The 21,605-nt window shown below is 42.5% G+C and carries 21 protein-coding genes and 1 tRNA gene; 7 read left to right on the forward strand and 15 right to left on the reverse strand.

Translation table 11 applies throughout. The features are described from left to right. Both B3763_RS14720 and pulA read left to right on the forward strand, forming a co-directional pair. The coding region (locus B3763_RS14720) for an MFS transporter (RefSeq protein ID WP_286747491.1) at window positions 1-367 on the forward strand (367 nt) is incomplete at its 5' end. Between the two features lie 12 nt (window positions 368-379). Beyond that, a complete protein-coding gene (pulA, locus tag B3763_RS14725) occupies window positions 380-2,371 on the forward strand; it encodes a type I pullulanase (RefSeq protein ID WP_286747492.1) in 1,992 nt (663 codons plus the stop codon). Window positions 2,372-2,416: 45 nt separating this feature from the next. Here pulA and B3763_RS14730 read toward each other — a convergent pair whose 3' ends face one another. Beyond that, window positions 2,417-3,211, reverse strand: coding sequence for a PhzF family phenazine biosynthesis protein (locus tag B3763_RS14730; RefSeq protein WP_286747493.1), 795 nt, complete (start codon window positions 3,209-3,211; stop codon window positions 2,417-2,419). After that, window positions 3,192-4,052: a DMT family transporter gene (locus B3763_RS14735; RefSeq protein ID WP_229838676.1), complete on the reverse strand. Its 861-nt coding sequence runs from the start codon at window positions 4,050-4,052 to the stop codon at window positions 3,192-3,194. The genes B3763_RS14730 and B3763_RS14735 overlap by 20 nt, the downstream gene beginning before the upstream one ends. Window positions 4,053-4,090: 38 nt before the next feature. Here B3763_RS14735 and B3763_RS14740 point away from each other — a divergent pair, with 38 nt between their 5' ends. Both B3763_RS14740 and B3763_RS14745 read left to right on the forward strand, forming a co-directional pair. Beyond that, window positions 4,091-4,534, forward strand: a complete 444-nt coding sequence (locus tag B3763_RS14740; RefSeq protein WP_286747494.1) for a peroxiredoxin — start codon at window positions 4,091-4,093, stop codon at window positions 4,532-4,534. A 60-nt stretch (window positions 4,535-4,594) separates the two neighbouring features. Continuing rightward, the gene (locus tag B3763_RS14745; protein ID WP_286747495.1) at window positions 4,595-5,467 is read left to right on the forward strand and encodes a hypothetical protein; all 873 of its coding nucleotides are present in this window, start codon (window positions 4,595-4,597) and stop codon (window positions 5,465-5,467) included. Here B3763_RS14745 and B3763_RS14750 read toward each other — a convergent pair. Continuing rightward, on the reverse strand, window positions 5,451-6,119 hold the full coding sequence (locus B3763_RS14750; RefSeq protein WP_189630665.1) for an ABC transporter ATP-binding protein: 669 nt from the start codon (window positions 6,117-6,119) through the stop codon (window positions 5,451-5,453). The two genes, B3763_RS14745 and B3763_RS14750, sit on opposite strands and share 17 nt — an antisense overlap. Window positions 6,120-6,235: 116 nt before the next feature. On the opposite strand from B3763_RS14750, the gene sucC reads away from it, so the two are divergent. The 3 genes from sucC to B3763_RS14765 all read left to right on the forward strand — a co-directional run bounded on the left by sucC (window position 6,236) and on the right by B3763_RS14765 (window position 8,622). Then, window positions 6,236-7,447, forward strand: a complete 1,212-nt coding sequence (gene sucC, locus B3763_RS14755) for an ADP-forming succinate--CoA ligase subunit beta (protein ID WP_189630664.1) — start codon at window positions 6,236-6,238, stop codon at window positions 7,445-7,447. A gap of 23 nt (window positions 7,448-7,470) precedes the next feature. Then, window positions 7,471-7,544: transfer RNA gene (locus tag B3763_RS14760), tRNA-Arg, on the forward strand. A gap of 124 nt (window positions 7,545-7,668) precedes the next feature. Next, window positions 7,669-8,622 carry a hypothetical protein gene (locus B3763_RS14765; RefSeq protein WP_189630663.1) on the forward strand — a complete coding sequence of 318 codons (954 nt, stop codon included), beginning with the start codon at window positions 7,669-7,671 and terminating at the stop codon, window positions 8,620-8,622. 143 nt (window positions 8,623-8,765) lie between these two features. On the opposite strand, the gene B3763_RS14770 is transcribed toward B3763_RS14765, so the two are convergent. From B3763_RS14770 to B3763_RS14825, 12 genes are all read right to left on the reverse strand, one after another. Further along, window positions 8,766-10,661, reverse strand: coding sequence for a nucleoside-diphosphate sugar epimerase/dehydratase (locus B3763_RS14770; protein ID WP_189630662.1), 1,896 nt, complete (start codon window positions 10,659-10,661; stop codon window positions 8,766-8,768). Further along, window positions 10,651-11,793, reverse strand: a complete 1,143-nt coding sequence (locus B3763_RS14775; RefSeq protein WP_286747496.1) for a DegT/DnrJ/EryC1/StrS family aminotransferase — start codon at window positions 11,791-11,793, stop codon at window positions 10,651-10,653. The genes B3763_RS14770 and B3763_RS14775 overlap by 11 nt, the downstream gene beginning before the upstream one ends. Then, window positions 11,780-12,388 (reverse strand): acetyltransferase, encoded by a 609-nt coding sequence (locus B3763_RS14780; RefSeq protein WP_189630660.1) that lies wholly within the window; start codon window positions 12,386-12,388, stop codon window positions 11,780-11,782. Before B3763_RS14780 ends, B3763_RS14775 begins: the two co-directional genes overlap by 14 nt. Further along, window positions 12,385-12,993 carry a sugar transferase gene (locus B3763_RS14785; protein ID WP_286747504.1) on the reverse strand — a complete coding sequence of 203 codons (609 nt, stop codon included), beginning with the start codon at window positions 12,991-12,993 and terminating at the stop codon, window positions 12,385-12,387. Before B3763_RS14785 ends, B3763_RS14780 begins: the two co-directional genes overlap by 4 nt. Next, window positions 12,986-14,128, reverse strand: coding sequence for a glycosyltransferase family 4 protein (locus B3763_RS14790; RefSeq protein WP_286747497.1), 1,143 nt, complete (start codon window positions 14,126-14,128; stop codon window positions 12,986-12,988). Before B3763_RS14790 ends, B3763_RS14785 begins: the two co-directional genes overlap by 8 nt. Beyond that, window positions 14,106-15,353 carry a hypothetical protein gene (locus B3763_RS14795; protein ID WP_286747498.1) on the reverse strand — a complete coding sequence of 416 codons (1,248 nt, stop codon included), beginning with the start codon at window positions 15,351-15,353 and terminating at the stop codon, window positions 14,106-14,108. Before B3763_RS14795 ends, B3763_RS14790 begins: the two co-directional genes overlap by 23 nt. A 115-nt stretch (window positions 15,354-15,468) precedes the next feature. Next, window positions 15,469-16,611 carry a glycosyltransferase family 4 protein gene (locus B3763_RS14800; protein ID WP_286747499.1) on the reverse strand — a complete coding sequence of 381 codons (1,143 nt, stop codon included), beginning with the start codon at window positions 16,609-16,611 and terminating at the stop codon, window positions 15,469-15,471. Further along, window positions 16,608-17,552: a hypothetical protein gene (locus B3763_RS14805; RefSeq protein ID WP_286747500.1), complete on the reverse strand. Its 945-nt coding sequence runs from the start codon at window positions 17,550-17,552 to the stop codon at window positions 16,608-16,610. The genes B3763_RS14800 and B3763_RS14805 overlap by 4 nt, the downstream gene beginning before the upstream one ends. After that, a complete protein-coding gene (locus B3763_RS14810; RefSeq protein ID WP_286747501.1) occupies window positions 17,552-19,003 on the reverse strand; it encodes an MBOAT family O-acyltransferase in 1,452 nt (483 codons plus the stop codon). The genes B3763_RS14805 and B3763_RS14810 overlap by 1 nt, the downstream gene beginning before the upstream one ends. A gap of 9 nt (window positions 19,004-19,012) precedes the next feature. Further along, window positions 19,013-20,077: a glycosyltransferase gene (locus tag B3763_RS14815; protein ID WP_189630654.1), complete on the reverse strand. Its 1,065-nt coding sequence runs from the start codon at window positions 20,075-20,077 to the stop codon at window positions 19,013-19,015. Further along, window positions 20,074-21,186: a glycosyltransferase family 4 protein gene (locus B3763_RS14820; protein WP_286747502.1), complete on the reverse strand. Its 1,113-nt coding sequence runs from the start codon at window positions 21,184-21,186 to the stop codon at window positions 20,074-20,076. Before B3763_RS14820 ends, B3763_RS14815 begins: the two co-directional genes overlap by 4 nt. Further along, the coding region (locus B3763_RS14825; RefSeq protein ID WP_286747503.1) for a glycosyltransferase at window positions 21,183-21,605 on the reverse strand (423 nt) is incomplete at its 5' end. The genes B3763_RS14825 and B3763_RS14820, both read right to left, overlap by 4 nt.

Consider the following 21,605-nt stretch of genomic DNA (forward strand, 5'->3'; position numbering starts at 1 on the left):
TATAGCCATTATGGCTATGGGCTACTTCCTTATTGTTATGTTTGGTCATACACAAGCCGCACTCTTTGGGTTTATGGTTGTATTGGGCATTGGCTGGGCAGCGGTAGTTAGTTTACCCTTTGCCATAATGTCCGAAACCGTAGATCAAAACAAAATGGGGCTCTATATGGGGCTTTTTAATCTTTCAGTAGTGTTACCTCAGCTGGTGGCTTCCTACTTAGGTGGCTTTATAGATCAGTCCGAAAATAAAAACGTAATCTTCATTATTAGTGCCATTTGCCTGGGCATTTCGGCCGCGCTGTGGCTTTTAGTAAAAGACCAAACCACTGAAGCCTCATTGCAAAATGAGGTAGAAACCGCCCATTAAATTTATTCATCCATGTATTCAAAGACTTTCCTCCTCATCGGCATTCTTCTAATTATGTTCTCTTGCGAAAAACAACCTCATTATGAACACTTAACCGACTATCCGGTATACGAAGGTAGCGACCTTGGATTCACTTATACCGAATCGGCTACTCACTTTAGGCTGTGGTCGCCTGCGGCAAAAGAGGTGCGTCTAAAGATATATAGTTCGGGTAATGGCGATAATCTTGAAGCCACTTATGCCATGAAACGGGCTGAAAAAGGAACATGGACCTTTAGTGTTTCGGGAAACCTCAAAGGGAAATACTATACCTATCAGGTGAATCAGGAAGGCCAATGGATGCAAGAAAAGCCCGACCTATATGCCGTTGCGGTAGGGGTAAACGGAAGGCGCAGCATGATTGTTGATCTGGACGAAACTGATCCGGAAGGCTGGGACTTAGACAAAAGACCTGCTCTCAATAATTACACCGATATTATTATCTATGAGTTGCACATCCGCGATATGACCATACACCCCTCTTCTGGATCCGGTCGGCCGGGTAAATATGCCGGGCTAATAGAGACCGGAACCCGTAGCCCTCAGGGGCTGACCACCGGTTTAGACCATATAAAAGAACTGGGGGTTACACATGTACATCTGCTACCCACCTTCGATCACCGATCCATAGACGAAACACGGCTAAACGAACCTCAATACAACTGGGGTTACGATCCGCTCAATTACAACGTGCCCGAAGGTAGCTTTTCTTCCGATCCTTATGACGGAGCTGTTCGTATCAAAGAATTTAAAGAAATGGTGCAGGCCTTCCACCAAAATGGTATTCGGGTTATTCTGGACGTTGTTTATAACCACACCGGTGAAACAGAAGATTCTAACTTCAACCAACTTGTTCCGCGCTATTACTACAGACAAAATGAGGAAGGAGGCTTCTCCGATGCCTCTGCCTGCGGCAATGAAACAGCCTCAGAACGAGCCATGATGCGAAAATACATTATTGAATCCGTTCAGTATTGGGTCAAAGAATATCACCTCGATGGCTTCCGTTTCGATCTTATGGGCATTCATGATATTGAAACCATGAATGCTGTAAGTGAAGCCGTAAGGGCCATAGACCCCAGCTTGTTTGTTTATGGCGAAGGGTGGACGGCCGGAGCATCGCCATTGCCTCAGGATCAACAGGCAATTAAAGCAAACACATACAAGCTAAATCATGTGGCCGCATTTAGCGATGACTTGCGCGATGGCCTGAAGGGAAGCGTCTTTGAACATGAAGAAGGTGGCTTTGTAAGTCAGCGGGCCGGACTAAAGGAGAGCATTAAATTTGGTATAGTAGCATCTACCCAACATCCTCAGATAGATTATTCTCAAGTGAATTACTCTAAGGCACCATGGGCCGCAGAACCCGGTCAAACCATTAGTTATGTTTCTTGCCATGACAACCATACCCTTTGGGACAAGCTAGAAATTTCTAACCCTACAGCCAGCGAAGAAGAGCGTATTAAAATGCACAAACTGGCCGAAACTATTGTGCTCACCTCTCAGGGTGTACCGTTTCTCCATGCCGGCATGGAATTTCTCCGAACTAAACAAGGAGTAGAAAACTCATACAACTCTCCTGACTCCATCAACCAGCTCGACTGGAGGCGAAAAGAAAAGTATAAAGAGGTTTTTAAATACTACAAGCAACTCATAGCCTTGAGAAAAAATCATCCGGCTTTTCGCATGACCTCTACCGCGCAAATTCAAGCACACCTTGAGTTTTTGCCTTACGAGGGAGAGAACTTTCTGGCCTATCAGTTAAAAAATAATGCTAATGGAGATAACTGGCATACGATATTGGTGTTACTCAACGGAAGTGGACTTAACAAAACCATTGAGCTGCCAGACGGTGAATGGACACTCGTGGCCGATGGCAACCAAGTGAATGAACAAGGCCTTAAAAGCAGCAGTCGGGTAATGACCATCCCGGCCAGCACAGCCTTTATTCTTAAGAAGGATTGAATTTCTATTCGTGTTGGAAATTGACCTATAAAGAAGCTGCCATTTTTATATAGCAAGCTCCGTTTCAAAAACTTTGACCGCAAAGCCTCTTATGAGTGTTCGGTTACTAAGTGTTTCAACAAAAAGTTCTCCCCTTCTTTTTGAGGCTTGCAAACATTTGAACTGCGTTTGTCCCTTTTTCACAGCCCAGTAAGGCGATAATATGGTATGGATAAATCCGGTAACCGGGTCTTCGTTTATACCCAGATTGGGAGCAAAGTATCGCGAAGCAAAATCGTAAGTGCCTGTTTCATCCCATGCTGAAACCATAACTCCATTTACCGCCAGCCTAGCCACATTATCCATTGAAGGGTTTAACCCCACCAAGGTTTGAACAGAATCAACAATCACGATCAATTCGTTGGGCACCTCAAGTACATCAATCACCGAAGGACCAAATGTAGACTGAATGATATGCTGTTGGTCTCCGCTGTAGCTCGAAGGCATTGTTAAAGGAAAGTTCATTTCCAGAGCACCATCGCTCATCTGTTTAACTACCAATTCACCACTCAGCGTGTCGAACACAATGGGAGCATCGGCTGTATGAAAACCTTCTGAAAACAGTACGAAGGCCGAGGCCAGAGTAGCATGTCCGCAAAGTGGTACTTCGCGAGCCGGAGTAAACCATCGCAAGTCATACCTACCTTCTTTTTTCACCACAAATGCCGTCTCCGACAAATTCATTTCTGAGGCAATAGCCTGCATTTCATCCTCCCTTAAGGGTTCGGTTAAAACACATACACCGGCAGGATTTCCACTAAAAACAGTCTGGGTGAAAGAATCAATTTGGTACAGCTTCATGGTTTTTCTTTTTGCTTTTGAAAATTACATTTAATACCACCCCGGCCATTACGGCCGTCATGCCAAGGTAAGTCAATACATTGAAGGTTTCATCAAACAGAAAAAACCCAAAACCGAGGGCATAGATAATACCAATAAAATTAATATTCGAAACTTTAGACAGCTCTTCTGACTGATAGGCGACTGTTAAGAAATACTGGGCAATTTGAGTCAATACCCCTACCCCAAGCAAAAGAAGCCACTCGATACCCTCCGGTTGAACCCAATGCAAAGCAGAGTATACCCCCACTATAGGCAAAGTAACCAGTGGAAAATAAAAGATGATTACCAACGGATGTTCAGATGTTTTGAGCTTTCGAATCATATTGTAAGCCACACCTGAGAAAAATGCAGCGCCAACCCCAAGCAAGGCCATAAATGGAGACACCCTTGGGTCAAACCCTTTAATCATAACTATTCCGGCAAATGACAAGGCAAAGAACAACCACTGAATGGGGCTCACCTTCTCACCGACCACCCATATACCAATAAGCGTGGTAAAAATTGGCCCCAGAAACATAAGAGTTACCGCGCTGGCCAGCGGTATTTCCTGCAAAGTAGTAAAGAACATCATCAGAGCTAAGGCTCCGGCCAAACCACGGATGAGCAAAACTTTTCTGTTATTCCCCAACAAAGGCACTTTCTTGATTCGCAAGGTTACCCCCGACATAAAAAACGAAACAATTGACCTGAAAAGAATGATTTCTATTGCGGGGATGTTAGGCAGATATTTTACCAACACATTCATGACAGCAAAAACGAATGTGGCCAACATCATGTAAATTACCCCTTTTGAAAACATGCACAAAGATGCACTTATTCAATTTTGAACGATAAAATATGGCATTAAAAGTTGGTCAAAAAGCACCTTCCTTCCAATTGAAGAATAGCGAGAACGTTTTGGTTAGCCTACCGGAAAACCTACCCTGCATTGTATACTTCTATCCGAAAGATTTTACCCCCGGATGTACCGAAGAAGCCTGTAGCTTCAGAGATCAACATCACATTTTCAAAGGCCTCAACATTCATGTATTTGGCATAAGTAAAGATTCGCCAGCTACTCATAAAAGATTCAGGGCAAAGCACGACCTACCCTTTGAGCTTCTCTCCGACCCTTCAGGAAATGTTTGTAAAGCCTATGGTGCGCTCATGCCTATTGTGAATATACCCAAACGAATAACCTACCTGATTGACTCAAAACAACAAGTTGCAGCCGTCTATTCCGACCTGTTCGGGGCTCGAAAACATATAGAGCATATGATTGCGCAATTAAAAACCGAATAAAACTCGATTTTCTACGTTCGAATGATAAATTTGTGTCCTAACCTGTCATTTCGGAAGAATATGAGATTTTTCGTTCCGCTGCTGTTGGTCATTTGCCTTCACACTAGCATTCACGCTCAACAATATGTAACCACAGGCGATTTTGACCGACTGTCAAAAGCCTCTGTCGGCTTTGGTTTAAATACCTATTTCGGAGAATTACGAAGGGCACAAGACCCAAAGCTTCAGACGGGCCTGAGCGCTACGATAGGTTACGAACATTTGTTTACCGACCAGATTGCCATAAGAACTAACCTGAGCATATATAAAATTCAAGCTGACGATTCTCTATCTCCACTTCCGGCCAACAAAACGAGAAACCTTAGTTTCAAAGCTACCAACGTAGAATTTACCGTCCAGGCCTTGTACTACGCCTTCAGGCACCCTGCCTCCGGGTATAAAGACAGGGCCTTTGCCAACCCTTACTTGCATTTGGGCATAGGCATTACCAGCAACAACCCCAAAACAGAACTTGCGGGAACCACCTATGATCTTCGCCCCCTTTCGCTGGAAGGCGTTCAGTATGGAGGTTTGGCCTTGGCTATTCCGCTTGGTTTTGGATTCAACTTTTTTATGTCGAGAAATGTAGATCTACAAATAGAAGCTCAATATACGCTTACCATGACGGGCTATTTAGACGATGTGAGTACGGTATACCGAGACCCTTCTTCTTTCTCAGAAACCAATGGTGTAGATGCCAATACCCTCGGATTATTGTCCGACCCAAGGGCCGCGCTTAACCCTCCGGTGGCTCCCGTTGCGGCAGGCACTCCCCGAGGTGATGGCGGCAACGACTCATACCTTAGGATTGGGTTTCGTTTGGGATTCTATTTACCTAAATCGCTATACGGTAAATCATCAATCCGTTGTAAGGTAATTAAGATGACGCGATAAGTCCGTCTTTAATCTCGATCTGCCGATCAGATAACTCAGCCAAAGCTTGGTTGTGTGTAACAATCACAAACGTTTTTTTGAACCTGTCGCGAAGGTCGAAAAACAGTTTATGCAATGATTCCGCATTTTTAGAATCAAGGTTTCCACTTGGCTCATCGGCAAAAATCACTTTGGGGTCGTTGATGAGCGAACGAGCCACAGATACTCGCTGCTGTTCACCCCCCGAAAGTTCGGAAGGTCGGTGCGTAGCCCTATCGGCCAAGCCCAGTATTTCTAGCAAGTTCAACGCTCGCTGCCTCACTTCTTTTTCAGAAAGACCGGAAATAAAACCGGGAAGACATACATTCTCCAAAGCCGAAAATTCAGGCAGCAGATTATGAAACTGAAATACAAATCCAATCTCGCTGTTTCTAAACCTGGCCAGTTTGGCGGCAGAAAGAGCAAGTACATTTTGCCCTACTATATTCAAAGTGCCCTGATCGGGCCTATCTAAGGTGCCCAAAATATGCAACAAGGTACTTTTGCCCGCTCCCGAGGCACCAACAATGGAAACCACTTCTCGATCGGCAATCTCCAGATCGATCTTCTTGAGAACCTGAAGGTTGTTATAGGCCTTGGAAATATTCTGTGCCTTAAGGATAATTTCTGCCATACATCCCAAACATAATGAATCGAATCTAAACAGAGCAGCAACAAACTTCTAATAAACGAAATTCACTTGTTATTATAGGCCCAAAGATTTAGCTTCGCACCAAATTTAAAAGCATCATGAATATTCACGAGTACCAAGCAAAAGAATTACTTAAAGGATACGGGGTAAAAATTCAGGAAGGCATAGTTGCAAACACGCCAGAAGAAGCCACTCAGGCTGCTAAAAAGCTCAACGAACAAACCGGAACCTCTTGGTACGTGGTGAAAGCTCAGATTCATGCGGGAGGCCGTGGGAAAGGTAAGATACAAGAAACTGGCTCTAATGGTGTGGTACTGGCCAAAAGCCTCGATGAGGTTGGCCCTAAGGCTGAAGCCATTTTGGGAGGAACTTTGGTAACTCACCAGACCGGAGCAGAGGGTAAAAAAGTAAACAAAGTATTGATCGCTCAGGACGTTTACTATCCTGGCGATTCTGAGCCCAAAGAATACTACTTGTCTATATTGTTAGACAGAGCCAAAGGCTGCAATGTAATTATGGCTTCTACTGAAGGTGGAATGGACATTGAGGCTGTAGCCGAAGAAACTCCAGAGAAAATTATTAAAGAGTGGATAGACCCGCGAGTGGGCTTGCAAGGCTTTCAGTCGAGAAAAGTAGCCTTTCAACTAGGCCTGGAAGGACAAGCCTTTAAAGAAATGGTGAAATTCATTCACGCCCTTTACAAAGCCTATGAAGATTCTGACGCCTCTCAGTTTGAAATTAACCCGGTACTAAAAACATCTGACAACCAGATTTTGGCGGTTGATGCCAAAGTTAACCTGGACGATAACGGACTTTTCAGACATAAAGATCTTGCCGAACTGAGAGACATAACGGAGGAAGATCCGGCAGAAGTAGAAGCAGGCAAGTACGGACTGAGCTATGTGAAGTTAGATGGTAACGTAGGCTGTATGGTGAACGGAGCAGGACTTGCCATGGCAACTATGGACATTATTAAGCTTTCCGGTGGTGAACCGGCTAACTTTCTGGATGTTGGGGGAACCGCAAACGCAGAAACTGTGGAAGCAGGCTTTAGAATAATTATGCAAGATCCTAACGTAAAAGCCATTCTGATCAATATATTTGGAGGAATTGTTCGTTGTGATCGTGTAGCCAACGGAGTGGTTGAGGCCTACAAGAAAATCGGCAACATCAACATTCCAATCATTGTAAGACTACAAGGAACTAATGCAGAAGAAGCTGCGCAGATCATCAATGAAAGTGGTTTGGCGGTAGAATCGGCTATATTATTGAAAGATGCTGCTGCCAAAGTGCAGCAGGCATTGGCTTAATAGAAGCACTTTTTTAAGCGCAGGCACCCGTAGCTCAACTGGATAGAGCGCTGGATTTCGGCTCCAGAGGTTGAGGGTTCGACTCCTTCCGGGTGTACAAATCTCCAGTCATTTGGCTGGAGATTTTTCGTTTACAGTAAATAATCATAAATTTGTAGAGCCTCAGCTAAGATAGTTTGTAACCCAATAAGAAGTTAATTAGCTTTACTATAAGCTTTAAGATGAAAAAGGTCACTTTCACTTTACTTATTATCTTAGCGTTTACTGAACTTGCAAACGCCCAATCCTTCTATTCCAGACGTAGAGATCGCACATGGATGTTCTCCTATGGAGTAGGCTTTTCTACCTATCATGGCGACATGCACGATGTTTTTTATGATGGTCTTCAGTCTGCCCTGGGCCCAAGTTTAGGTGTTGGCCTGAGAAAGAAGTTCGGTTCGCAGCTCTCACTGCGTGTAGACGTAAACTGGTATCAGATAGGCGGAAGTGATGCTGAAGGCAAGTCTGGGTTCATTTCAAAGCGAATCAGTAATCGTACCGATGTTGGAGATGAGGACGACCGCTACATCAGAAACTTGAATTTCAGATCGCAAAACTTAGAAGTTTCTGCCCTTGCCATTTTCAACCTAATTCCTGTTGACGGAAGTTATACCAGAAGACCAATTATTAACCCTTACCTGATGTTTGGTATTGGGCGTTCTACTAACCGTCCTAAGACATTTCTTCCCGGAGAAGAAGGCAATTACACCGTAAGGCTTTGGGAAATTCAAACAGAAGAAGCTGCACCAGTTAGTTCTTATCCTAAAAATGTAACCGTAATTCCATTTGGTATTGGAGTTAGGTTAAAAGCCAACCAGTACATCGATATTCTTATTGAAGGTGCCAGAAGGTTTACCTTTACTGATTACCTTGACGATGTGGCAACCTTTTATCCGAGCCGAGATGAAATCATAGAATGGAATGGTGGGCCGGGCTCACCAATGGCAGATATTGCTGTTCAGGTATATGACAGATCGGTTGAAGGTGGTTATACCGCCCGGCAGAAAGGGGCTATAAGAGGTAGAGAAAACAACGATGCTTATTATATCTTCTCATTAAGATTGGAGATGTACTTACCTGATAACTTCCTTGGAGAACTCTTCTCCCCATCCAGAAAGAAACCTAAGTTTAGATAATCTTTTCGCGCAGCCAGCCCTGGAAATCGGGCCGGACATCAGATCAATTATTCTTCGATCCAGATTGTTTGTGCTTTGTTGAATAGAGGGCTTTAGCTATGACAGATACCCTTGCGAGATTGAGAGGTATCGGAAATAGTGTCTTAGTCCAGTGATTCAAACTTAGAGGCCTTACTCTTATATTCGGTGAGCATAGACTTAAGAACACGGACTATTTCCACATCACTGAAGGCATAACCTTCGCTAAATGTTGCCAATTCGTCCAAACGATCAAGACACTCCTTAACCATCTTAAAGTCCAGTTTACGGGTTTGGGCGATCATTATTTTGGGATTATGAGTGGCCAGGTTGTTCTCGTTATCATCGAGTAGCTCCTCGTAGAGCTTTTCTCCGGGCCTTAGGCCGGTAAAAACTATATCGATGTCTTTGCCCTCTACTAGCCCGGAAAGCTGGATCATACGCCTGGCCAGATCAACAATCTTAACGGACTTACCCATATCAAAGACAAAAATTTCTCCTCCATCTCCCATGGTAGCAGCCTCCAACACAAGGCTACAAGCTTCCGGGATGGTCATAAAATACCTGGTAATTTCAGGATGGGTAACCGTAATTGGTCCGCCAGCCTGAATCTGTTTTTTGAATATGGGAATTACCGATCCATTTGACCCCAGCACATTACCAAATCGCGTTGTAATAAACTTTGTTGAACCGGAATCTATACTTACCAAAAATTCATTAAGGCTTTGTACATATACCTCTGCCGCTCGTTTGGTGGCTCCCATTACACTGGTGGGGTTAACAGCCTTATCGGTTGAAATCATCACAAACTTTTCCACATCGAACTCTACCGAAAGGTCTGCCAGATTTCTGGTACCCAGCACATTGCAACATACAGCCTCCGGAACATTTAGCTCCATCATGGGCACATGTTTATAGGCAGCAGCATGAAAGATTACCTGAGGTCTGAAGCGTGAAAAGCATTCCTTAAGTCGGTTAGTATTGGTGATGTCCGCCACAAACGAGATAAGATCTTCACCCATCTTCTTGAGCCCTCTAATCTCATTCTCAATTTCAAACAAACCGGTTTCAGACTGGTCGAGCAAAATTACCTTGGCAGGCGAATAACGTACAACCTGACGCACAATTTCGCTTCCTATCGAGCCTGCAGCCCCGGTAATGAGAATACACTTATCGTTGAGCTGCTTGCTAATGAACTTATTCTTGAGCACAATGGCGTTTCTGCCCAGCAAGTCCTCAATTTTCACCTCTTTGATCTGGTTGATATCGAACTCTCCACCAATCCATTGGTCGGCAGAAGGAACACTGGTAACCTTAATTCCAAACTCCAGACAACGGTCTACCAAATCGTTTTTACGCTCCAACGAAAGCTTGGTAGCTGCCAATATTAGTTCTGTGGGATTATGTTTAATCACTACTTTTTCGAACTCATCTTTGGCTGAAAAAATCCTTACCCCGCCAATTACATTACCAATTTTTCTGGGGTTGTCTTCCAGAAAGCCCACTACTTTAACATTAGACCGGGTGTCATTATCCAGTAGTTGCTTGGTAATCATACCGGATCGGCCGGCTCCCATAATAAGTATTTTACGCTGGCTCTTGGGCACTGTTCTATAAAAGGCGAACAGTTCTTTAACCAGTAAACGATAACTAATGGATATAACCAGTGAAACAAGAAAAGCTATGAGTGCAACTGAATATGGTAGGGCATTTTCAGAAAGGTAATTAATGGCAAATACAATAAGTAAAGAAACCAGGTTGGCATATAGAACTCTTAAAGTATCCTGAATACCGGTATATCTGATAATTCCGGCAAAACTACGGGTAAGCAGCGAGGCAATAAGGCCGGAAATGGTGTAAATGGCTATACCACGCAAAAAGTCGAACTCATAAAGTTCATCAATTTGAAAATTGAGTCGAAGCAAGTACCCAATAAGTGCTGCCAAAGAGAATATGGTAAGATCGATCATCACAATAATCCATCTTGGCAGAACATTAAGGGTTTTAAACTTATTGAGCATTTCTCAACACTTTTCGAACTACTGATGCTATTCTATCGCGATCGGCATTGGTTAAATTAGAACCTGAAGGTAAGCATAATCCGCGTTGAAATAAATCGTGGCATACAGCACCACCATGCATTTCGGCTCCTTTATAGAGGGGTTGCATATGCATTGGTTTCCACAAAGGCCTCGATTCAATATTTTCTTCCAAAAATGCTTGCATGAAAACTTCTTTGTTCAATTTTTCATGGTCCTTGGGAAAAACCACAGTGGTTAGCCAGTGATTTGAAAATGACTGGTCTGAACTCTCTTTATGAACCGTGACCGGGCTGCCATCAAAAAGCTGGCAATAGAAGTTGAAATTCTTGCGCCTGAGCGCTACAAATTGTTCCAATAACTCCATTTGCCCTACGCCTATTCCGGCCAGTACATTGGAGAGACGGTAATTATATCCCAACTCACTGTGTTGATAGTGTACTGCCTGATCGCGCGCCTGGGTTGATAAAAAACGGGCCTTAATAATCCGATCTTTGTTAGGTGACAGCAAAGCGCCTCCTCCTGAGGTAGTAATAATTTTATTCCCATTAAACGACAGTATACCGAAGTCGCCAAAGCTGCCGAGTTTTTGTCCTTTATAGCTTGACCCGAGTGCCTCGGCTGCATCTTCTATTACGGCAATCTCAAATTCACGACAAACCTCTAAGATTTCATCTATTCTGGCCGGCATGCCATACAAGTGCACTGGAATTACGGCTTTAGGTCGCTTTCCGGTCGTCTTAATCCGGTGCAGTATTACCTCACGCAGTAATTCAGGGTCCATATTCCAGGTTTCGGGATCACTATCTACCAAAACGGGATTGGCCTTTTGGTACAACACAGGGTTTATGGATCCGCAAAAGGTAAAGGACTGCACAATTACATCATCGCCAGGGCCAACGCCCAATATCTCTAAGGCCAGGTGAATAGCCGCTGTACCACTGCTAAGGGCTGCGCAATGAGCCACCCCAACATAACCAGACAAGACTTCTTCGAACTTATCGACCAAAGGCCCTAACGGAGCAATCCAGTTAGACTCGAAAGCCGATGCCACATACTTCTGTTCATTCCCGGCCATGTGGGGAGATGACAGCCAAATCTTACTCTTCTCCATTATTCAATCTAATCACTCGTCCCGGATTACCTACTACCACAGCATGGTCTGGCACATTACTGATGATTACCGCTCCTGCTCCAATAGTAGCCCATTTACCTATTTTAAGGTTAGGGATTATAGTTGCACCTGCGCCCACCTGTGTGCCCTCTCCCACCTCCACCGTTCCACAAAGGGTGGCATTTGGACTGATGTGAACATAATCACCAATCTTACAATCATGATCTACCGAAGCAGAAGTATTAATAATGGCATGATTCCCGATTTGTGTTGAGGAATTGATCACGGCCCCGGCCATTATAACCGTACCTTGTCCAATAGAAACATCATCGCCTAGAATTGCCGAAGGGTGAATGGCCCACCCATAGGTCAAGTTATGAAGGCCGGCAATCTTTTGCCGGATACTATTCGCACCTATAGAAATGATGTACTGTTTATCTAAAGCATAGTTGTGGCCAGTATCTGTTATAACTTCGTAGCCCGCCAACTCCTTTATATTCGGATTGGCATCAAGCAAATACTCAACTGCCTCGTCATTCTTCTCAAGAATATCGATGATTACTTTTGCATGGCCTGAGGCACCTATAAGAATCATGATTCGTTTCCTTTAAACTTTTCCATTGTCACTGAGCTGTTGGAGCTTATTCCCTCCCTCACAAAAACCTTCTTGACAGTCAAAAATAGGATTTTAATATCTAACCAAAAGGATAGATGTTCAACGTACCAAACATCTAATTCAAACTTTGCCGGCCAATCGAGGCTATTTCTACCATTCACTTGTGCCCACCCTGTAATACCGGGTTTTACATTGTGCCTTTTTGCCTGCTGTTCATTGTACAATGGCAGATACTCTACCAGCAAAGGTCTTGGTCCAACCAGCGACATATCGCCTTTTATTACATTAAGCAACTGTGGGATTTCATCAAGAGACAGTTTTCTCACCAACTGGCCAATTTTGGTAAGTCGTTGCGCATCGGGTAATAAATTCCCGAATGAGTCTTTCTTATCGTTCATGGTTTTGAACTTATAGATGCGAAATACTTCGCCATATTTACCCGGCCTAAGTTGAAAAAAGAAGGGTTTTCCGGCATTGGCTAGAGTTAGCAGCGCGGTGGTGAGTATAAAAACAGGACTCAGCAATAAAAAGGCTGCCAGGGCAGCCACAAAATCAAAAGCTCTTTTAAAAAAATGCCTATACATCATTTAACTCCATGAAGTTAAGCAAACGCTCATTAATCTTATTGACATCGAACCTTTCTTTCGCTATTTCATAGCTTTCCGCTCCCATTTTCAGAACCTGATCGGGTTGTTCCATAAAATAAGCCATAGCATTTGCTAGAGCCTTTGCGTCCTTTACGGGGACAAGAAATCCATTTCTGTGTTCTTCGACTGTTTCTCTACAACCGGGATGATCTGTAGTAATAATCGGTTTTTTCATGGCCATGGCCTCTTGAATGGTTCTTGGAAGCCCCTCATTATAATAGCTGGGTAGCACAAAAACGTCAGCCGCTTCAATATATGACCTTACGTCACTGGTAGTGCCCAGGTAATTTATAACTCCAGAATTGTGTAAGCTATCGATCTCTGCTTTGGATATTCCTCCGGGATTAGGATCAATCCAGCCTAAGAGCTGTACCTCAAAAGCATGTCCTTTTTTACGCAAAATCTCACTTGCCTCAACAAGCTCCGGTATTCCTTTCTCTTTGATCAAACGAGCAATAAAAAGAAACTTAACCTTTTCAGGTATGGAGGGCTTACTTTTTAGACGATAGTATTCTAGGTCTACTCCTGTTCCTTCAATTACCTCCACCCTGTTTACATGACCGACCAGTTTATGCTGAACAAAAAAATCTTTATCGTCCTTGTTTTGAAATATCACCCCATCAACCGATTTCAAGGTATCTCGATACAATTTTTTGACCAACTTGGCAATGGTTCTGGACTTGAAACTACTCTCATCAAAACCAGACCCTTTACCAGTTATTAGGGCAAATCGTTTCACGTTTCTGAACTTAGCGGCTTTTAACCCAAAAACAACGGGCTTGATAGTGTAGGCCAGCACATAATCAGGTTTTATTGCCTTAACCTGCTTTCTAAAGGCCATTAATGCCTTCAGGTCTTTTATGGGGTTTAGGCCTGTTCTTTCAAAAGAGTTAGATACGCATTTTGCTCCAATGGCTTCTACCTTACTTCGGGTATCTTCATCTATAAAAGGGGCTGCTGCATACACTTCAAAGTCTTGTACCAGCCTTTTGAGCAATGGCCCTCTAAAATTGATTAAGGAGGAAGCAAAGCCTCCAATAAGTAAAAATTTAGGCTTTCTGAAGTTCTGCAATTTCCTGATATCGTTTTTCTTGCTCTTCTCTTCTTTTCTTTCTCAAAAAGGCAATCCGTTTATCACTGTAAGCATATATAATCATGAACATAAACGGGTATAGAATAATACGTTGCCGTGCAATTAGCCCCAAGTTCACCAGTGCTAAACCCGCACCCACAGCAAAAAGACCTATGAAAATAAAACAGAACGCAATCAGTCTATCCTTTCGGATCATAGAAAAGGATCTTCTTACTGCCCGCCAATTCCTAAAAGCCAGATACCATATGAAGTAGACATCGAAAAAGCTTATTATCTGAAGAAACCCTCCGACTTCCCAAGGGAAGGGTCTGAGCAAAATATTGACAGGAGCCTGAATAAACTTTAATGGCCCCTGTGACAGAGAAATTTCACTCCCTCCGTAGGAAGATTTTCTTTGTGTTTGCTCAGCAAAATCAGTTACCTCGGTAACGTCTTCAACTCCTACCACAGAAAGAAAATAAAACGCTCCCACTACAGAGAGAACAAGAATGAAAACATTTTTAAAGGTTAGCTTCTTCAAGGTTCCTAAGAAGTATGCTCCGGCTAGAGCAAAAGCAAGCATAGCTGCCAACTGTGGTCTAACAAGATAGCACCACAAAAGGCCGAAAGCCATTACATAAATGTTCTGCTTTCTGCCTTTATCTACCATCCCGGTGAGGAAGACTGCCACGCCAAAAACCATCCACGTATCTTTACTCACATTAGCTGTCCAAAACCAAAGTGAAGGGTACAATAAAAGAATATAGAGGTATGTTTTGTATTCTGCTCCACCATAGGCCCTATAGAACACTTTGGCAAAATAGAGCAATCCAACTACGCAAAGAGCCGAGTATAGCAACCATGTACCCCGAAAGCTTTCTCCAACAAGTAATATGGCCAAGGCTGCGGGGTACCCTACAAAGTTGGTTCCTGCGAAAGCCGGCCCTCTCCAAACATCTCTATCGAAAAAGGGAGATAAATCAAATTGCCTGAAATACTCAGCAAAGCGCTGCCCCCATCTAAAATAAACCACAGGATCTCCAGCTCCTCCGTACAACCCAAAAACAACCAATGCGTAGGCTAAAACCGCAAATATTCTAATCAGAATTGTACCGGATACTATGTTCCGAAACTGGGCAGGCACATTACGCTGACCAACCAAATAGATAATCAATGAAAAAAAGACTATCGAAATAATTAAACCCGGTATCTCAAATGGAGCCAAAGACTAGTTAATTAGAGGGTTAGTTAACTGGTTAAACTTATGATTTTCCTTTCGAATCAATAGCATCATTATGTGATTACAGGTAATTGCAGCACAGCTATCAATACCCAGTTACTCAACTAAGAGCATCTTTATAGAAGGAAATAGTTTCATCCACCATTCGTTCCAGGTTAAAATAAGACTTTAGCTTTTCATATGCAGCTTCTGTAACGGAGGTTTGTCCTTCAGGGTCGTTCAAAACGCTTATAATCTGCTGACCCAGACTGGTCACATCATAAGGTTGAACGAGATATCCTGTTTTACCATGCTCCATCAACTCATTACCTGCAGGAACATCCCACGCGATCACAGGCGTTTTGGCCGAGAAGGCTTCAAGAAACACCACACCGAATCCTTCTGAAATAGAAGGTACTACTACTGCATCGGAGTTAGCCATCAATGCACCAACTTCTGTACTATACCCCAGAAAATCGATATGTTCAGATAGCCCAAGTATTTCTACCTGCTCTTTAAGAGTAGCTTCCAGAGCTCCCGTACCTGCAATCAATAACTTAACCTCAGATCCAAAAACCCTAACTACCATCTTCATGGCCTCTATAAGAAACGTATGCCCTTTAAAGGCTACTAGCCTACCGGCAATAATCACCTGCTTGGAGGCTTTTTTAAACTCTTTTTTACCTTTATACAGATAATTATCAGGCATATCAAAGCCATAGTGAATTAGCCTCATTTTCTCGGGTTTGGTTAATCCCGTGGCAATAAAGAAATTTCGTAAACCATTCGAAATTGTAAAAGAAGCACACATTCGCTTCTCGGCCCATTTGCTTATAAGAAAATACGGGGTGCTCGATTGTTTAGTAGCATCAAAACCAAACTTAGACGTGAAGGTGTTATCATACCCATGTTTGGTTGAAACCAACGCGGGTTCTAACTTCATAAAGGTCTTTATCAGCGCTAAGTGTAAATCTGCGTGAATCAGATGGGTATGTACTATATCGTAGTTACCACCGTTGGCAATTTTCTTTATCTTCTTAAGTACCCGTGGGGTTGGGTATTTCCCAATGTTTACTTCAAAAGTTTTGACACCTAAAGCGTTTAGCCTTTCGATAAATACTCCTCCTTTGCCACCTTGATAATCTGTATATAGTCTAAGGAACTCCACTTCAACTCCTTTAGCCATTAGCCCGGGAATTACTTTGAGCTGGTAGTTCTCTGCGCCAAATATGCCTCCCTCCTTTTGAACAAATAGAATTTTCACTTCAAATACCCTTCCTCCATTAAAGTTTCAATCAAAACCTTGTTGAACTTCTCCACACCGCTTTGTTTTAAATGATGCAGGTCATAAAGGTCTTCTTTATAGTGCAGTTTCATGAGCCGACTAAAGTTAATGTAGTTCCCCAGACCACTAAAACGACTATCCACTTCATCATTATTAAGTATATTCTCAAAATAGGTGGAGTCTATTGGGGATTGTACCATCAAAAGCTCTACTTTCTCCTTTTTTAGTAATTCGACAATTTCTAGAAAATAACTCCACTGGTCTTGACGAATATTCCATGAATACGCATTCTTAATGCTCTGTGCTCGAACATAACTATCATCTTTTTGAACATACCCTCCCCTTACATATGTATCCCCGTCTTTGGGTTTTACTAAAGGCTCATTGTAAGACTCATAAGTTCCACAAAACTGCAGAAATGCACGATTAATAAGAGCATTGTATGCTTTAATATGATTGGCTTTAAAAGCCAACGTAGCAACAGGCCAGGAAAATGGGCCATTGGCCAAAATATCTAAGGTAGATTCTAAACCATCTTGCTGAAAAATACCGGGATAAACCTCATAAATCACTAGCTCAGGCTTCACTTGGTTTAAATACTCTTTTAAAAGAACCAACCCTTGTCGGGGAGTCTGGTTGCTCGATCCAAGGTTGAATAGTTCGATTCCTTCATTCTTAAATATTCTTGGGTCAAAGCCCCTGTAGGCATGTGAAGAACCCAATACCAAAACGTCTGTCTTCTGTATATTGTTTGCTTCATTGGTTCTTGTATACATGTGCCCATAGCTTCCCATCTTGTAGTTCATGTTTTTCTTAAATGCCTCAAAAGGAATTAAGTTGGACCAAGCTACCAGAATTACACAATACCCCGGAATAGCCACCAAAAAGAAAATCAATATGCGCTTAAGAAATACCTTCATCAGAATTGAAAATAGATAAACGGTGTCTCTTCGGTTTGCATAAACATACCCATCAGGAAGATTAGAAATATATACCAAGACCACCTCAACCAACGAGGGTGTGCCTCCAACAGATATTCAATCGCAAACTCTCTTCTTCTCCCCAACCACTCTACAAAAACAAAGAAAAGGACTAAAACAATACACATCAAAAGTTTGCTGGAAAGCACCTCCCTTGGAACTGTAAACAGTGTAGAGTCGAAAATACCTGCATAAATCTGCCAGGCGTGAGCGATGTCCTCAGCTCTAAAGGATACCCATGCCAGAACTGTTAAAATGAAGGTTATCCCCATTTGTAGTAGTTCTTTGGCCGATGGAAAAGAGCTTCTCTCGGCCACCACCTCCATATTAGACCTATTGAGCTTGAGTAAAAACAGAGGAAGAAAGTATAAAGCGTTTAGTCCACCCCAGACCATAAAGGTCCAGTTGGCTCCATGCCAAAAGCCACTCACCAGAAATATGATAAAGACATTTCTGACTTGCCCCCACTTTGAACCCCTGCTGCCACCTAAAGGAATATAGACATAGTCTCTGAACCAGGTGGAAAGTGAAATATGCCATCTTCGCCAGAATTCGGCTATGTCTCTCGAGAAATACGGAAACGCAAAATTCTTCATCAGGTCAAAACCAAATAGTCTGGAAGTACCAATGGCAATATCCGAGTAACCGGAAAAGTCCCCATAAATCTGAAATGCAAAAAACAAGGCTCCTAAGAACAGTGTACTTCCTGAATAGGATTCACTGTTGTTGAAAATCAGGTTGGCATACTCTGCACAATTATCGGCAATTACCAGTTTCTTAAAGAAGCCCCAAAGAATCTGACGACAACCGTTAGCAGCCAGCGGATAACTAAATTGCCGCTTCCTATAAAACTGTGGGAGCAAGTGAGTTGCTCGCTCAATTGGACCAGCTACCAACTGAGGAAAGAAGCTAACAAAAGCAGCAAAAGCTATAAAGTCCTGGGTAGGTTTCAGCTTCCTTTTGTATACATCGATGGTGTAGCTGAGCGTCTGAAAGGTATAAAAACTGATTCCCACCGGCAACACAATGGAAAGAGCTCGCCCTCCTATTTCAAAACCGAAGAATGAAAAGGCAGCCTGGAAGTTCTCCAGAAAGAAATTAAAGTATTTGAAGAAGCCCAGAAAGCCCAGATTGACCACAACACTAAGCCACAACCAGAGCCTTCGCTTGTTATCTTTTGCTTCTTTTCCAAGCTGTTTGCCCACCAGAAAATCGACCAGTGTGCTAAACAGTATTAAAGAAAGAAAACGCCAGTCCCACCAGCCATAGAAAACATAACTGGCCACCACAATCAGGGCGTTCTGAAGTCTTAAGCTGTGCTTAAATACAAACCAGTACAGCAGAAAAACTACCGGAAGAAATATGGCAAAATCAAAGGAATTGAATAGCATATGTGGTTGCTATTTGAATAGCTTCAGATAAGAGTTTATAACAAATTCCTCACTATACTTCTCAGAAACAGAATTCTTTATGGTATCTGAATCGAAATCATTATTGTGAATAGCCAAGTACATTTCATCTATCTTATTGGCTAGGCTTATTATGTTTCCCTTTTCCGCCAAAAGACCATTTTTGTTTTTGACAACAAAATTCAATGGCCCATCACAATCCGTAGATACTACTGGTAGCCCATGACGAAAAGCTTCAATTATAACATTGCCGAAAGTTTCATAGGTAGAGGGCATTATCAGAAAATGATATTTAGGCAGTATATCATTTACTTCTATAACTGGTGACAAAAAGGACACATTAGATAAATTAAGTGATCTGGCAAGAGCAACCAATTCCTCTTTCATAGGGCCATCCCCATAAATATCTACATGAAGCCCGCTTTTAATTTCCGCCAATGCAGGGATCAGATACTGATATCCTTTCTCCGGTGAAAACCTAGCCAAACACACAGCCTTTATCCCTTCACGAGGGTCAGGCCTATTTTCCTCGTCAGACTGGATCTCGGGAAAAAAATTTGGTATATGCTGAATTCTTTTTAGCCTGTAAATATCCCTGTGACTTTCACACTGCTTATCTGACATTGCCAGAACTCGCACTTTCTTTTGATTAAACAAAAGCCGCATCTCTATTCTTTTTAATACAGAAAGAAATGACGGTTTAATTACGATATCATTATGAAGTCTCACAACAATATTCCATTGCCGAAATATGAGGTTCAACCTACTTAGTTGTCTAAAGTTATTTGGCCCATTGACAACAAACATAGAATTGGGCTCACAAATTTGAGTCAGTCGTTTATAGCACTTCCATATCTTTATAGGGTTATTAGTTTTGGGAATTTGAAACTTAACAATTTTCACTTCCTGATTTAGAAGAGAACGAAATGCCCCGGAGGGGTTCGCTACCAACATCGTCACACCAACACCTCTCCGATGAAGAGCATTCGCAAGCTTTATTACAAACTTTTGTGCTCCGCCTACTTCAAAATTCCATATAAAAATATAAACGTTCATCCCGCTACTGTTTTTATAAAATCTGCAGATACACGTCCGGGTTCATGCAACAGCTTTACCATATCCAATGATCTTTCCCCAAAACTCTCCAGCCTTTGTCTATCTTGAATTATTGCCTTTACCCGTTCTATTAAATGCATTAAATCTCCTGACCTTATAATATAGCCATTCTTGCCCTCTTCGATATAGCCGGAAGAGCCATCAACATCTGTGGTTAAAACAGCCAATCCATGAGCCATAGCCTCTAACACAGTGAATGAAGCCGGATCGTGACGGGTAGGCAACACAAAAATGTCATGGGAGGCGTAAAGCCCGGACATTCTAGTTAGTGGCTGGTTGATTAATAACCGGATATCTTCTGCAAATGGAAGCTCCTCCTTCCGTTTCACCATGCTTTCATAATATTCCCCGTTTTCATCGCCTGTTCCGCAAATGGTTAACCGAATATCCTCAAACTCTTGCCTTAGTTTTATGAAGGCTTCTAACATGAGTCCAGGGTTTTTTGAGGTATAGTATTTAGCCACGCAGAGGATGTTGACTTTCCCACCTTTGAAGTAAGTTCTGTTTTCAACCTGGGGTTGTATTAGAAAAGGAAAATAGACCAATCGCTTTGATGCAAGGGGATATTTTTCAGGGTTTCCCTTGCAGGGAGACATCCAATAGGCATTGAGTATGCCCAAAACAAACTTAAATACCAGCAACTTCGGCTTAGTGTAGTGTCTGTGAATTCTAATGCGACTATGGAACACTATCCTGCACCTAAATAGCACGGATAAAAAAAGAACCATATATCCGAAACGAGAAAAAACAGGTCTGATCACAACCAGCTTTGGTTTTTGCTCTTTAAAGTACCTATAGAGACTCTTGAATGACGGATAATAATAAGGTGAAAAACTATCTACACCGTCACCACGCTTACGAGGATTTCTTTCCATTTTACGCATTGACCATCTGGAAGGAGGCAAATAGTCAGACTCGGGAAGATCGGGAAGATTAACAGTATCTGGCTTATACACTAACAGTTTCACCTCATGACCATTCTGACGAAACCCTCTGAACCAATTGAAAAGATTAGTATGATATCTGTGATGTACGAATAATATTTTCATGCGATTAGCTCTATAACCTGAGCATTCCAAAACTTATAGTTCAAAGAGGCACTCTCTTTATCGTTATTCGTCAAGAATCTTTTGGCCTCATCAAGTTTCACCAGACCTTGTGTATTTTCAAAAATTTCTTTCAACGCTCCCGTGCCATTCGAAATTACATGACAACCACACAGTGCTGCTTCTAAAGCCGGCCATCCAAAGCCTTCTGTCAATGATGGAAAAAGGAGAGCCTCAGCATTCTGATAACAATGCTTTAGGTCAGAGTCACTCAGGTTTTGTAGTCTGGTAACTCTATTCTTTATATCAAGTGCTTTAATGAGTTCCTCATTGGAAGAGTTGAACGAGCCTATGCGTAATAAATGAAAATCTTCAGGCAACTCGTACATGAGCTTAAGCGACCAGGAATTATTCTTATACCA

It is taken from the genome of Roseivirga sp. UBA1976, assembly GCF_002336325.1.
Classification (GTDB): Bacteria; Bacteroidota; Bacteroidia; order Cytophagales; family Cyclobacteriaceae; genus Roseivirga; species Roseivirga thermotolerans.